This is a genomic window from Tessaracoccus sp. OS52 (genome assembly GCF_020687685.1).
Taxonomy (GTDB): Bacteria; Actinomycetota; Actinomycetes; order Propionibacteriales; family Propionibacteriaceae; genus Arachnia.
Genome location: NZ_JAJEWM010000001.1, coordinates 1,332,666 through 1,346,494, shown reverse-complemented (window position 1 = coordinate 1,346,494; position 13,829 = coordinate 1,332,666). Strand labels below are relative to the sequence as shown.

Genomic DNA, 13,829 nt, shown 5'->3' with positions numbered 1-13,829 from the left:
GCCTCACAATCCCCGGATCGAGGACCGGAGCGCCTCCACCGTCTCCGTCTCGCCCGTGAGTTCGACGTCGGCGTGGTCGACCCGGCCCGAGCAGAAGTAGAGGATCTCCGACGGTGCACCGCTCAGGTGCACCGGCCTGGTCCCGCTGCCTTGGGCGAAGCTCGTGCCGACGCTCGGCGTGACCACGAGCCGGCCACCGAACTCCGCGGCGGCCTTTCGGCTGAACATCCGCACGGAGGGCAGCAGTGCGCGCTCATCGGCCTCGCTGAGTTCCACTTCGATCCCGTTCGGGCGCGCCACGTCGAAGAGGTGGATGGCGTACTCGGAGCCGTTGCCGAGGTCCCCGAGCAGTCTCACGGGCAGAGGTGGGTTGCGGACGTCGTCGACCAGCCTCTTGAAGCCCAGTTCGTGCAGCTTGTCGCGCTGGATCCGCTCGGTGTGCCCCGCGAAGGCCTTCAACCCGATGCCGGGCAGCGTGTCGGGGCGGCGGTCGCGCACCCACAGGTGGGCGGCCAGGTCCTGGGCCTGCCAGCCCTCGCAATTGGTGGGCGCCAGGGCACCCACCTTCTCGAACGTGTCGCAGATGGATTGGCGCATGCGGTGGGCGAGACTCATGGCACCAATCCTATTGGGGCACAATTGCCCGCATGGAACCCACTTTCGACCTCGAACTCACGCTCGGCCCCGACGGCCTGGCGCCGGCCATCGCGCAGGATGCCCTTACCGGAGAGGTGCTCATGCTGGCTTGGATGGATGCCGAGGCGCTCCAGCGCACGCTGGTCACGCGGAAGGCGACCTACTGGTCGCGCAGCCGGCAGGAGTACTGGGTCAAGGGCGAGACGTCGGGCAACATCCAGCAGGTGGTCTCCGTCGCGCTCGACTGCGACGGCGACACGGTGCTGCTCAAGGTGAACCAGACCGGGGTGGCGTGCCACACCGGCAACCGGACCTGCTTCTTCACCGAGGTGCTCGGGCCCGTGGACGGTGCCGAGGCATGATCACCCCCTCCCTGGAGGAGTTCCGCGAACTCGCGGCTGACCGGCGGGTGATCTCGGTGCACGCCCGCCTGGTGGCCGACGACATCACCCCCGTCGGGCTCTACCACGCCCTGTGCGGGAACCGGCAGGGCACCTTTCTGTTCGAGTCGGCGGACGCAGGGGTGTGGTCTCGCTACTCGTTCGTCGGGGTGCGCACCGCGGCCACGCTCACCGAGGTGGACGGGCGGGCAAAGTGGGTGGGCCGGGAACTGGTGGGAATCGGCGACGGTGACCCGCTGGCCGTCCTGAAGGAGACGCTGAGCGAACTGGCCACCCCTGGCACGCCCGGACTGCCGCCCTTCCATGCCGGACTGGTCGGATACCTCGGCTACGACGTCGTGCGCCGCCTGGAGGCGATCCCGGACGAGAACCCGGACGACCTCCGGTTGCCCGAACTGGTCATGATGCTCACCTCAGAGCTCGCCGTCTACGACCACCACACCAGCGAGGTCTGGCTGATCGCCAACGCCATCAACTTCGACGGCGGTCCCGACGGCCTCGAGCGGGCCCATGCCGACGCCGTCGCGGCGGTGGAGGCGATGGCGGAGACGTTGCGCCAGCCCCGCACCCCCCTGGTGCCGCTGGCCCGCGAGCCCATGCCGCTGGAGGTCCGCCGCCAGCGCAGCAGCGAGGAGTACCGCGCGGCGGTGGAGGCCGCCAAGGAGGAGATCCGGGCCGGCGAGGCGTTCCAGATCGTCGTCTCGCAGCGGTTCGACGTGTCCAGCTCGGCCGACGCCCTGGACGTCTACCGGAGCCTGCGGCTGACCAACCCCAGCCCGTATCTGTACCTGCTGCGGCTGGACGGGTTCGACATCGTCGGCTCCAGCCCGGAGGCCCTCGTAACCGTCAGCGACGGCGTGGCCACCACCCGCCCCATCGCCGGCTCCAGGCCCCGCGGCCGGACCGACGCCGAGGACCAGGCCCTGGCCGCCGAGCTGCTCGCGGACCCGAAGGAGAAGGCCGAGCACCTGATGCTGGTGGACCTCGGCCGCAATGATCTGGGCCGGATCAGCAAGCCCGGCACGGTCACAGTGCACGAGTTCATGAACATCCACCGCTACAGCCACATCATGCACCTGGAGGCAGCCGTGAGCGGCGAGCTCGCGGAAGGGCGGACAGCCCTGGAGGCGACGCTGGCCTGCTTCCCGGCCGGAACCCTCTCGGGGGCCCCGAAGGTCCGGGCGATGGAGATCATCGACAAGCTGGAGACCTCCCGTCGCGGGCTCTACGGCGGCGTCGTCGGCTACTTCGACCTGGCGGGCAACTCCGACGTCGCCATCGCCATCCGGACCGCCGTGCTGGCCGACGGCGTGGCCCACGTCCAGGCCGGCGCCGGGATCGTCGCGGACTCGGTGCCGGAGACCGAGGACGCGGAGTGCAGCCACAAGGCGGCTGCGGTCATTGCCGCGCTGGGGCGCGCGGCAGCGTCTGGTCAGCGGCAGTGAAGCGGCCACTGGCTCTGGCCGTCCTGGCGGTCGGGGCGCTCGGCCTGGTCATCGTGGCGAACGTGCTGTCAGCCGGCGGGGGAGTCGCGATCGGTTGGGCGGCGGCCGCCGGCGCCTTCCTCATGCTGATGCTGCGCGGGCAGGGCCTGCGGACAATGGGGATCCTGCTGGTGCTGCTGGGGGTCGGCGCCGGCTTGCTCGGTGCCGTCCAGGGCGGTTCGGGATGGTTCCTCGTCCTGCCGGCAGCGCTGCTGGTGGTCGGCGGGGTGGCTGCCGCGCGCTGGGGTCCTGACTGGCCGGTCCGGGCGGGATCCGGGCCCCGGGATGCACCCCGGGACCAGTGGAAGCAGTTCGACGCCGGGGAGGACCCGACGGCGCCGGACGTGGTTCCCGGAGACGATCCGCGCTAATCTCTGCCGCAGGACTGACTTGGACAGAAAGGCCCACCCATGGCACGGACCCCGAAGTACTACCACCACGGACGCAGCCCCGCCGCCTGGACGGGATCGGTGCTCGGTGCCGTGGGCTTCACCATCGCTGCCGTCGGCTCGGTGCTGGGCCCGAACTGGACCGTGGTGGTGATCGGCGCTGCAATCCTGCTGATCGCTGCGGTCGTCACGATGGTCATGAAGGCCATGGGCCTCGGCCAGCCCTGATGAGCACCGTCCTCGACTCCATCATCGAAGGCGTCCGCGCGGACCTGGCCGAGCGCAAGGCTGCGACGCCGATGTTCTTCGTGGAGCGCGCGGCCGTGGAGGCGCCAGCGGCCCTGTCGCCCATGGCGCGGTTCCGGGCGCCGGAGCTGGCCGTGATCGCGGAGGTGAAGCGGCGCTCCCCGTCGAAGGGCGATCTGGCCGAGATCGTGAACCCGGCCGCGCTCGCGGCCGCCTACGCCGACGGCGGTGCGGCGGCCATCTCGGTGCTCACCGAGCGGCACCGCTTCAACGGAACCCTGGCCGACCTCGACGCCGTCCGGGCCCGCGTGGAGATCCCGGTGCTGCGCAAGGACTTCATGGTGGACGAGTACCAGTTCTTCGAGGCCCGGGCACACGGGGCGGACCTGGTCCTGCTCATCGTCGCCGCGCTGGACGACAGCGAACTGGCCCGCTTCCTCCACCTGGCAGACGAGCTGGGCCTGACCGCGCTGGTCGAGACCCACACCGAGGCCGAGGTGGACCGGGCGCTGGAGGCGGGTGCCGAGCTGATCGGCGTGAACAACCGCAACCTCAAGACCCTCGATGTGGACCTGGCCACCTTCGGTCGGCTGGCGGGCCGGATCGGCGGCAACGCCGTGAAGGTTGCGGAGTCTGGCATTCTTTCTGCTGCAGACGCTGCCCGCGTCGCTTCCGAGGGAGCCGACGTGGTGCTGGTGGGTGAAGCACTCGTGAAACACGGGTCGCCCTCCGAAGCCGTTGCGGAGATGATGAAGGGGTAACTCATGGCCGGCGGACTGGCAGCACTGCTCGACGACATCGCGGCGCTCGCACGCCTGGCGGCCGCCAGCGTCGACGACGTGGCCGCTGCGGCGGTCAAGGCGAGTTCAAAGGCGGCCGGCGTGGTGATCGACGACGCGGCGGTCACACCGCGCTTCGTGTCCGGGGTTGACCCCAGCCGGGAACTACCCATCATCCGCAAGATCGCCGTCGGCTCCGTCCGCAACAAGCTGGTCTTCATCCTCCCCGCCATCCTGCTGCTGAGCCAGTTCCTGCCCTGGCTGCTGACGCCGTTGCTGATGCTGGGCGGCACCTACCTGTGCTACGAGGGCGCCGAGAAGATCTGGGAGTTCATCACCGGGCACGAGCCGGACAAGGCTGCGCCTGCCCTGGTCAAGGGTGCCGACGCGGAGAAGAAGGTGGTCTCCGGGGCAATCACCACAGACTTCATCCTCAGCGCCGAGATCATGGTGATCTCGCTGAACGAGGTGGCCGACGAGCCCCTGCTCTCGCGGGCCATCATCCTGGTCCTGGTCGCACTGGGAATCACCGTGCTGGTCTACGGTGCGGTCGCGCTCATCGTGAAGATGGACGACATGGGGCTGGCGATGACCAAGCGCGAGTCCGAGCGCTCCCAGGCCATCGGCCGCGGGCTTGTGGCCGCCATGCCCGTGGTGCTTAAGGTGATCTCCATCGTCGGCGTATTCGCGATGCTGTGGGTGGGTGGCCACATCATCCTGGCCGGTCTGGACACGCTCGGCTGGCACGCCCCCTATGAACTCGTGCATTCGCTGGAGGGCCTCGTCTCCGGAGTCCCTGCGGTGGGCGGGGCGCTCGCGTGGCTGATCAACACGCTCTGCTCGATGGTCCTGGGTCTGGTCTGGGGAGGCGTTGTCGTCGCCATCATGCACTTCCTGCCCATCGGGAAGTCGCACGGAACCCACAAGGAATCCGACTCCGTCGTCGTCGGCGCCAGGAACACCGAGGAAGGCGTGGTGGCGGAGGTCGTGGACCGGGCGCAGCGTCCGGGTACTGCGAAGGCCGACTAGGCTGTAGCGCATGACCCAACTTCCCGATGCCTCCGGCCACTTCGGGGACTTCGGCGGAAAGTTCGTGCCCGAGGCGCTCCAGGCTGCCTTGACGGAGCTTGCCCGCGAGTTCACCGCAGCCAGTTCCGATCCCGCTTTCACGGCCGAACTCCACCGCCTGCTGCGCGACTACTCCGGGCGGCCCACGCCGATCACCGTCGCCGAGAACTTCTCCCGCGAGTGCGGCAACGCGAAGATCTTCCTCAAGCGCGAGGACCTCAACCACACCGGCGCCCACAAGATCAACAACGTGCTCGGCCAGGCGCTGCTGACCAAGCGGATGGGCAAGACCCGGGTCATCGCGGAGACCGGCGCGGGCCAGCACGGCGTAGCCACGGCGACGGCAGCGGCCCTGATGGGGCTGGAGTGCCGGGTCTACATGGGCGAGGTCGACACCTTGCGCCAAGCGCTCAACGTCGCGAGGATGCAGTTGCTCGGTGCCGAGGTGGTTGCGGTGGCCGCCGGTTCCCGCACCCTCAAGGACGCCATGAACGAGGCCATGCGCGAGTGGGTTTCCACCGTCGACAACACCCACTACCTGATCGGGACAGTCGGCGGCCCGCACCCGTTCCCGTGGATCGTTCGGGAACTGCAGCGCATCATCTCCACGGAGGCGCGCGCACAGATGATCGACGAGCACGGCGGCCTGCCAGACTACGTGGCCGCCTGCGTCGGTGGCGGCTCCAACGCGATCGGCATGTTCTACGACTTCATCGACGACCCCTCGGTGGCGCTCTACGGGTTCGAGGCGGCAGGTGAGGGGATCGAGACCACCCGCCACGCCGCCACGATCACCGCCGGGCGGCCCGGGGTGCTCCACGGCGCACGCACCTACGTGCTGCAGAACGAGGACGGCCAGACCCTCGAGTCCCACTCCATTTCCGCCGGTCTGGACTACCCGGGCGTCGGGCCCGAGCACGCTTGGCTGGCCAAGAGCGGGCGGGCCAGCTACGAGCCCGTCACCGACGCGGAGGCGATGGCGGCGTTCCGGCTGTTGACGCGCACCGAGGGGATCATTCCGGCCATCGAGTCGGCGCACGCGATCGCCGGCGTGCAGCGCCTGGCGAAGCGGCTGGCCGAGGAGCAGCCGGACCTGGAGCCCAAGATCCTCATCTGCCTCTCCGGCAGGGGGGACAAGGACGTCCACACCGCCTTCGAGTGGTTCAACATGTCGGGTGAGCCGGACGCGGTGGTCGGGGGGATGGAGTGAGCAAGTTCTCCGACGTCGCCAGGCTCGGGATCTCGGGGAGGGTGCTCGCCGCTGCTGCGGACGAGGGGCGCGCCGCCCTGATCGCCTACCTCCCGCTGGGCTACCCCTCCGTCGACGACAGCGTCACGGCCTTCCGCGCCCTCACCGAGGGTGGCGAAGGTGCCGACGTCGTCGAGATCGGCATGCCCTACAGCGACCCGGTCCTCGACGGTGAGGTCATCCAGCACGCCACCACCAAGGCGCTTCGCCGCGGTGTCCGGACCCGGGATGCGTTCAGGGCCGCCGAGGCGGTCGCCGACGCCGGACGGACCGCCGTCGTCATGACGTACTGGAACATCGTCGAGCAGTACGGACCGGACAGGTTCGCACGCGACCTCGCCGCGGCCGGGGGTGCCGGGGTGGTCACCCCGGACCTGACGCCGGACCAGGCAGAGGCCTGGATGGCGGCCAGCGACGCCCACGGCCTGGACCGCATCTTCCTGATCGCACCCTCCTCAAGCGACGAGCGGATCGCCATGACCATGGCCGCCTGTCGCGGCTGGGTGTACGCCACCAGCGTGATGGGGGTCACCGGGACGCGCACCCAGACCTCCGATGCCGCCCCGGTCATCGCCGCCCGGGCCCGGGCGGCGGACTCCGGGCTGCCGGTGGGCATCGGGCTGGGCGTGTCCAACGCCGAGCAGGCCGCCGAGGTTGCCGGGTACGCCGACGCCGTGATCGTCGGCTCCGCGCTGCTGAAGTGCCTGGCCTCCGACGGCGCCGACATGCCAGGGGACCTGGACCGGCTGCGGGGGCTGGTCTCCCAGCTGGCCGAAGGTGTGCGGAAGGGGCGCGAGTGAGGCTCGGGCGGCGCGGGTTCCTGGGCGGGGCGGCTGTCCTCCCGCTGGCCGCCTGCGTGCCCGGGGAGGCGCCCGTCGCGGAGGTGGGCGGCCAGGACGACGACGGCTACAACGGCACCGGGCTGACCGGGGGATTCCCCATGCCCGACATCGAACTCACTGACCAATTCGGTGAGTCGTACAGCCTCGCGACCACGCCCACCACGAAGGCCCTGGCGCTGTTCTTCGGGTACACGAACTGCCCCGACGTCTGCCCCGGGATCCTCGCCGACATGGCCACAGCGAGGCGGCGCCTGGAGGGCGAACTCGGCGACGAGATCACCCTCGTCATGGTGACCACCGACCCGGCCCGGGACGACCCCGAGACGTTGCGGACCTACCTGGAGCGCATCGACGAGGACTTCGTCGGGCTGACTGGCGACCTGGACGTCATCGTCGGGATCGCCGGCGACATGGGCATCCCCGTCGCGGAGGGCAAGCAGCTGCCGTCGGGCGGCTACGAGGTGGATCACGGCTCGCAGGTGCTCGGAGTGGGCGCCGACCGGCTCGTGCAGGTGGTCTGGACGGGTGGTCAAAGCATCGGCGAACTCCGGGAGGACTACGCCACCCTGATCTCGCGGCAGCCCTGAGTTACAGCCGCTTTCCCGCCGGGGAACAGTTCTGCGACGCCGAAGTTACAATCGTGAAACAGGGCTGAATCTGTTGTTTTGAGCAGCCAGCGGGTGCATATTCTCCAAGCCGGTAACGAACTTGGAGGTGCCCGCATGAACAACCCAGTCTTCCCTCGACACGAGAAGGTCGGTCTCTACGACCCGGAGTTCGAGCACGATGCCTGCGGTGTCGCCTTCGTCGCCAAGCTGGACGGAATCGCCCGTCACGAGATCGTCGAACAGGGTCTTGAAGCGCTGCGCAACCTCGATCACCGCGGCGCAACGGGCGCCGACGAGGCCGCCGGTGACGGCGCCGGCATCCTGATCCAGGTTCCGGATGCGTTCCTGCGCGCGGTGATCGACTCGAAGCTGCCCGAGAAGGGTGCCTACGCCGTCGGAATGGCCTTCCTGCCCACAGACGAGTCCGCCAGGCTCCTGGCCAAGTCCGGCATCGAGCGGATCGCCGACGAGGAGGAGCTCGACGTCATCGCGTGGCGCGAGGTCCCCGTTGAGACCGGCACGCTCTCACCCATCTCGCTGGGCGCGATGCCGCATTTCGAGCACCTGGTGATCGCAGGGCGCGACGACCAGGCCGGGATCGACCTCGACCGACTCGCGTTCGTGCTGCGACGGCGCGTCCAGCACGAGGTCGGCGTGTACTTCCCGTCCCTGTCCGCGCGGACGCTGGTCTACAAGGGCATGCTCACCACGTCCCAGTTGGAGGAGGTCTTCCCCGAACTGCACGACGAGCGGGTCGCCTCCGCCCTGGCGCTGGTGCACTCGCGCTTCTCCACCAACACCTTCCCGGCCTGGGAGCTGGCGCACCCGTACCGGATGATCGCCCACAACGGCGAGATCAACACGGTGCGCGGCAACCGGAACTGGATGCGGGCCCGCGAGGCGCTGCTCGTCTCTGACGTCATCCCCGGCTCGCTGGAGCGGCTGTTCCCCATCTGTACCCCGGACGGCTCGGACTCGGCCTCCTTCGACGAGGTGCTCGAACTGCTGCACCTCGGCGGGCGTTCCCTGCCGCACGCCGTGCTCATGATGATCCCGGAGGCGTGGGAGGGTCACGACGAGATGGACCCGGACCGCCGGGCCTTCTACGAGTACCACTCGGCCATCATGGAGCCGTGGGACGGTCCCGCCTGCATGACCTTCACCGACGGTTCCCTCATCGGCGCCTGCCTCGACCGCAATGGTCTGCGCCCGGGCCGGTTCTGGGAGACCGACGACGGCCTGGTCGTGTTCGCCTCCGAGGCCGGAGTGCTCCCGATCGCCTCGGCGTCGGTGGTGCGCAAGGGCCGCCTCCAGCCCGGTCGCATGCTGCTTGTGGACCTGGACCGGGGACAGATCCTCTCCGACGACGAGGTCAAGGGCCAGCTCGCGGCCGAGAAGCCCTACGCCGAGTGGGTGGCCGCCAACTCCATGAAGCTCGACCAGCTGCCCGGCCGCGCCCACATCGTGCACAGCCACGCCTCGGTGACGCGCCGACAGCAGGTCTTCGGGTACACCCATGAGGAACTGCGCCACATCATCGCGCCGATGGCCAACAGCGGCGGTGAGCCGCTCGGTTCCATGGGCACAGACACCCCCTTGCCGGTCCTGTCCGACCGGCCCCGGCTGGTGTTCGACTACTTCAGCCAGCTCTTCGCGCAGGTCACCAACCCGCCGCTGGACGCCATCCGTGAGGAACTGGTCACCTCGTTGACCACCAAGATCGGGCCGGAGCGCAACCTCCTGGAGCCGACCGCGGCGTCGGCGCGCCAGATCACCATGGACCGGCCCATCCTGGACTCCGAGCAGCTGGCCAAGATCGTGCGGCTGGGGGAGGTCCCCGGCTACGCGACCCACGTCGTGCGCGGCCTCTACAAGGTGGCCGGCGGGGGCCGGGCGCTCGGCGCACGCCTGGACGAGCTCTGCGAGGAGGTCTCCGCCGCAGTGCGTGGCGGGGCGCGGGCCATCGTGCTGTCGGACCGGCACTCGACGGCGGACCAGGCGCCCATCCCGTCGCTGCTGCTGACCGCCGCCATCCACCACCACCTGGTCCGGGAGAAGACCCGGACCCAGGTTGGCCTCGTGGTCGAGGCCGGCGACGTGCGCGAGGTCCACCACGTCGCGCTCCTCATCGGCTACGGCGCCGCGGCCGTGAACCCCTACCTCGCGTTCGAGACCGCGGAAGACCTCGCCCGGCGCGAGACCTTCGTCGGGGTGCTGCCCGAGGTGGCCATCAAGAACGTCGCCAAGGCACTCAGCAAGGGCGTGCTCAAGGTGATGAGCAAGATGGGCGTCTCCACCGTCGCCTCCTACTCCGGCGCCCAGATCTTCGAGGCCATCGGACTGTCGCAGGAACTCATCGACAAGTACTTCACCGGCACCACCAGCCGGATCGGCGGGCTCGGGCTCGCCGAGATCGCCGAAGAGGTCCGGCAGCGGCACCTGATGGCCTACCCGGCCGACGGCATCCCCCTGGCCCACCGCGACCTCCAGGTGGGCGGGGAGTACCAGTGGCGTCGTGAGGGCGAACCGCACCTGTTCGACCCCGAGACGGTCTTCCGCCTCCAGCACGCCACCCGCACCGGCCGCTACGACGTGTTCAAGCGCTACACCGCCCTGGTCAACGACAACTCGTCGCGGCTGATGACGCTGCGCTCGATGCTGGAGTTCCGGGAGCGCGAGCCCGTGCCCATCGAGGAGGTGGAGCCGGTCAGCGAGATCGTGAAGCGGTTCTCGACCGGCGCCATGAGCTACGGCTCCATCTCGATGGAGGCGCACGAGACGCTGGCCATCGCCATGAACAAGCTCGGCGGCAAGTCCAACACCGGCGAGGGCGGCGAGGACGCGGAGCGGTTGCACGATCCCTCGCGCCGCTCGGCCATCAAGCAGGTGGCGTCGGGGCGGTTCGGGGTGACCTCGGAGTACCTGACCTACGCAGACGACATCCAGATCAAGATGGCCCAGGGCGCCAAGCCCGGCGAGGGCGGTCAGCTGCCCGGCCCGAAGGTGTACCCGTGGGTCGCCAAGACCCGCCACTCCACGCCCGGCGTCGGCCTGATCTCCCCGCCGCCGCACCACGACATCTACTCCATCGAGGACCTCAAGCAGCTGATCCACGACCTCAAGTGCGCCAACCCGTCGGCCCGAGTCCACGTGAAGCTGGTCAGCGAGGTCGGGGTCGGCACCGTCGCGGCCGGGGTCAGCAAGGCCAAGGCCGACGTGGTGCTCATCTCCGGGCACGACGGCGGCACCGGCGCGGCGCCGCTGACGTCGCTCAAGCATGCCGGCGCGCCCTGGGAACTGGGACTGGCCGAGACGCAGCAGACGCTCCTGGTCAATGGGTTGCGCGACCGAATCGTCGTCCAGTGCGACGGGCAGCTAAAGACCGGGCGCGACGTCGTCATCGCGGCCCTGCTGGGGGCCGAGGAGTTCGGGTTCGCCACCGCCCCTCTCGTGGTGACGGGCTGCATCATGATGCGGGTTTGCCACAAGGACACCTGCCCGGTGGGGGTCGCCACCCAGAACCCGGAGCTGCGGGCCAAGTTCACCGGCGACCCGCAGCACGTGATCAACTTCTTCGAGTTCATGGCGCAGGAGGTGCGCGAGATCCTGGCCTCGCTCGGGTTCCGCACACTGGAGGAGGCCGTGGGCCGCGTGGAAGCGCTCGACGTCGCCCGCGCGGTCGGGCACTGGAAGTCCGCCGGCCTCGACCTGTCGCCGATCCTCACCGACGTCGCGGCACCGGGCGCGACCCGGCACCGGACGGTGGCACAGGACCACGGGCTGGCCGACAAGCTGGACGTCCGGCTGATCGAGCTTGCGGCCCCGGCCCTGGAGCGGGGCGAACCGGTGGCGGCGACGCTGCCGGTGCGCAACGTCGACCGCACCGTCGGCACGCTCCTCGGCCACCACGTCACGCGGGCGACCGACGGCGCGGGGCTCGAGCCCGGGACGATCCAGTTCACCCTCAACGGCACAGGCGGCCAGAGCTTCGGGGCGTTCCTGCCCAGGGGGGTGACGCTCAAGCTCGTCGGGGATGCCAACGACTACGTAGCCAAGGGGCTCTCCGGCGGTCGCGTGGTGGTCACCCCGCCGCAGGACGTGCCGTTCGACCCGCGCGAGCAGATCGTCGCGGGCAATGTCATCGCCTACGGCGCGACGTCGGGGCAGCTGTTCCTGCGCGGTCTGGTGGGGGAGCGGTTCTGCGTGCGCAACTCCGGCGCCTCCGCCGTCGTGGAGGGCGTGGGCGACCACGGCTGCGAGTACATGACCGGCGGCGAGGTGCTGGTGCTCGGGCCAACGGGCCGCAACTTCGCAGCCGGCATGTCGGGCGGCACCGCCTGGGTGCTGGACCTCGACCTGATCCGCCTCAACACAGAGTTCGTCGACCCCGTCGAACTCACCCCCCGCGACGTCGCCCGGGTCCGGGAGCTGCTGGGCGAGCACGCCGCCGAGACCGGTTCAACGGTCGCCGACGAGCTCCTCCCGCTGACGGACGCGGACCTGGTGACCAGGTTCACCAAGATCCAGCCGCGCGACTACGCGAGGATCATGGAGGTGCGGGACCGCGCCACCATCGACGGCCTCGACGAGGAACTGACCACGAAGATGATGATGGAGGCCGCTCATGGCTGATCCGAAGGGCTTCATGACCACCCCCCGGCAGGTCGCACCTCGCCGCCCGGTGGAGGAGCGGGTGCACGACTGGAAGGAGGTGTACCCGGGCAGCCCCGGGCGCGCCCTCCTGCCGATCATCTCCGAGCAGGCGGGCCGCTGCATGGACTGCGGGATCCCGTTCTGCCACAACGGCTGCCCGCTGGGCAACCTGATCCCGGAGTGGAACGACCTGGTCTGGCGCGACGACTGGCAGCCGGCGCTCGAACGGCTGCACGCCACGAACAACTTCCCCGAGTTCACCGGACGTCTGTGCCCCGCCCCGTGCGAGACCGCCTGCGTCGTCGGCATCAACCGAGACCCGGTGACCATCAAGAACGTCGAGGTCGCCATCATCGACAAGGCCTGGGACGACTCGCGGGTGTTCCCGCAGCAGCCCGAGTGGCACACCAACAAGACGGTGGCCGTGGTCGGTTCCGGCCCCGCGGGTCTAGCCGTGGCGCAGCAGCTGACCCGGGCGGGGCACACCGTCGTCGTGCACGAGCGGGCCGACGCCATCGGCGGGCTCCTGCGCTATGGCATCCCCGAGTTCAAGATGGAGAAGTCCGTCCTGAACCGCAGGCTCAAGCAGATGGTGCTGGAGGGGACGCAGTTCAAGACGAACGTCACCGTGGGCACCGACATCACCGGCCCGGAGTTGCTGGAGCGCTACGAGGCGGTCGTGCTCGCGATCGGCTCCACCGTCGGGCGCGACCTGCCGGTGCCGGGACGCGAACTCGCGGGGATCCACCAGGCCATGGAGTTCCTGCCGCAGGCCAACCGTGCGGCGCTCGGCGAGCATGTCCCGGACCAGATCACGGCCGAGGGCAAGGACGTCGTGATCATCGGCGGCGGCGACACCGGGGCGGACTGCCTCGGGACCTCCATCCGGCAGGGTGCGCGGTCCATCACGCAGCTGGAGATCATGCCGCAACCACCCGAGGCCCGGCCTGGGAGCCAGCCCTGGCCCACCTACCCCATGACGTTCCGTGTCTCGTCGGCGCACGAGGAGGGCGGCGAGCGCATGTACGCCGTGTCCACCTCGGAGTTCGTCGGCGACAGGGACGGCCACGTGGCCGGGCTGGACCTGACGGAGGTGCAGTTCTCCGAGGGCCAGTTCGTGCCGGTGGAGGGGACCCAGCGGCACATCCCGGCGCAGCTGGTGCTGCTCGCCATGGGCTTCGTCGGACCGGAGCGCACCATCGCCGAACAGCTCGGCCTTGAGTTCGACCCCAGGGGCAACCTCGCCCGCGACGACGACTACGCCACCAATGTGCCGGGCGTGTTCGTCTGCGGCGACGCGGGGCGCGGGCAGTCGCTGATCGTCTGGGCGATCGCCGAGGGCCGCTCCTGCGCGAAGGGCGTCGACGAGTTCCTTTCCGGTTCCTCCAAGCTGCCGCGAGCGATCGGGCCGGAGGTGCGCCAACTGATGGCCTGAGGCTCGCGTGCGTTGCGTGTGGCTGGTGCATCATGGCCT

Annotated in this window: 12 protein-coding genes; 11 read left to right on the top strand and 1 reads right to left on the bottom strand. The window is 69.7% G+C overall.

All coding sequences use genetic code 11. From position 1 onward, the window contains the following. Positions 1–3 precede the first annotated feature (3 nt). Complete coding sequence (locus LKO27_RS06315; protein ID WP_227736240.1) at positions 4–615, bottom strand: maleylpyruvate isomerase family mycothiol-dependent enzyme; 612 nt, start codon at positions 613–615, stop codon at positions 4–6. A gap of 32 nt (positions 616–647) precedes the next feature. Here LKO27_RS06315 and hisI point away from each other — a divergent pair, with 32 nt between their 5' ends. From hisI to LKO27_RS06260, 11 genes are all read left to right on the top strand, one after another. Further along, positions 648–998 carry a phosphoribosyl-AMP cyclohydrolase gene (gene hisI, locus LKO27_RS06310; RefSeq protein WP_227736238.1) on the top strand — a complete coding sequence of 117 codons (351 nt, stop codon included), beginning with the start codon at positions 648–650 and terminating at the stop codon, positions 996–998. Beyond that, on the top strand, positions 995–2,482 hold the full coding sequence (locus LKO27_RS06305; protein WP_227736235.1) for an anthranilate synthase component I: 1,488 nt from the start codon (positions 995–997) through the stop codon (positions 2,480–2,482). Before hisI ends, LKO27_RS06305 begins: the two co-directional genes overlap by 4 nt. Then, positions 2,479–2,892 (top strand): Trp biosynthesis-associated membrane protein, encoded by a 414-nt coding sequence (locus LKO27_RS06300; protein ID WP_227736233.1) that lies wholly within the window; start codon positions 2,479–2,481, stop codon positions 2,890–2,892. The genes LKO27_RS06305 and LKO27_RS06300 overlap by 4 nt, the downstream gene beginning before the upstream one ends. A 39-nt stretch (positions 2,893–2,931) precedes the next feature. After that, positions 2,932–3,138, top strand: coding sequence for an HGxxPAAW family protein (locus tag LKO27_RS06295; protein ID WP_227736231.1), 207 nt, complete (start codon positions 2,932–2,934; stop codon positions 3,136–3,138). Continuing rightward, positions 3,138–3,917, top strand: coding sequence for an indole-3-glycerol phosphate synthase TrpC (gene trpC, locus LKO27_RS06290; protein WP_227736229.1), 780 nt, complete (start codon positions 3,138–3,140; stop codon positions 3,915–3,917). Before LKO27_RS06295 ends, trpC begins: the two co-directional genes overlap by 1 nt. A gap of 3 nt (positions 3,918–3,920) precedes the next feature. Continuing rightward, positions 3,921–4,964: a DUF808 domain-containing protein gene (locus tag LKO27_RS06285; protein ID WP_227736227.1), complete on the top strand. Its 1,044-nt coding sequence runs from the start codon at positions 3,921–3,923 to the stop codon at positions 4,962–4,964. 10 nt (positions 4,965–4,974) lie between these two features. Beyond that, positions 4,975–6,213, top strand: a complete 1,239-nt coding sequence (gene trpB / locus LKO27_RS06280; protein WP_227736225.1) for a tryptophan synthase subunit beta — start codon at positions 4,975–4,977, stop codon at positions 6,211–6,213. Continuing rightward, positions 6,210–7,052 carry a tryptophan synthase subunit alpha gene (gene trpA / locus LKO27_RS06275; RefSeq protein WP_370629950.1) on the top strand — a complete coding sequence of 281 codons (843 nt, stop codon included), beginning with the start codon at positions 6,210–6,212 and terminating at the stop codon, positions 7,050–7,052. The genes trpB and trpA overlap by 4 nt, the downstream gene beginning before the upstream one ends. After that, on the top strand, positions 7,049–7,681 hold the full coding sequence (locus LKO27_RS06270) for an SCO family protein (protein WP_227736223.1): 633 nt from the start codon (positions 7,049–7,051) through the stop codon (positions 7,679–7,681). Before trpA ends, LKO27_RS06270 begins: the two co-directional genes overlap by 4 nt. Before the next feature lie 135 nt (positions 7,682–7,816). Then, complete coding sequence (gene gltB / locus LKO27_RS06265; RefSeq protein WP_227736221.1) at positions 7,817–12,334, top strand: glutamate synthase large subunit; 4,518 nt, start codon at positions 7,817–7,819, stop codon at positions 12,332–12,334. Next, positions 12,327–13,790: a glutamate synthase subunit beta gene (locus LKO27_RS06260; protein ID WP_227736219.1), complete on the top strand. Its 1,464-nt coding sequence runs from the start codon at positions 12,327–12,329 to the stop codon at positions 13,788–13,790. Before gltB ends, LKO27_RS06260 begins: the two co-directional genes overlap by 8 nt. Positions 13,791–13,829: the final 39 nt, after the last annotated feature.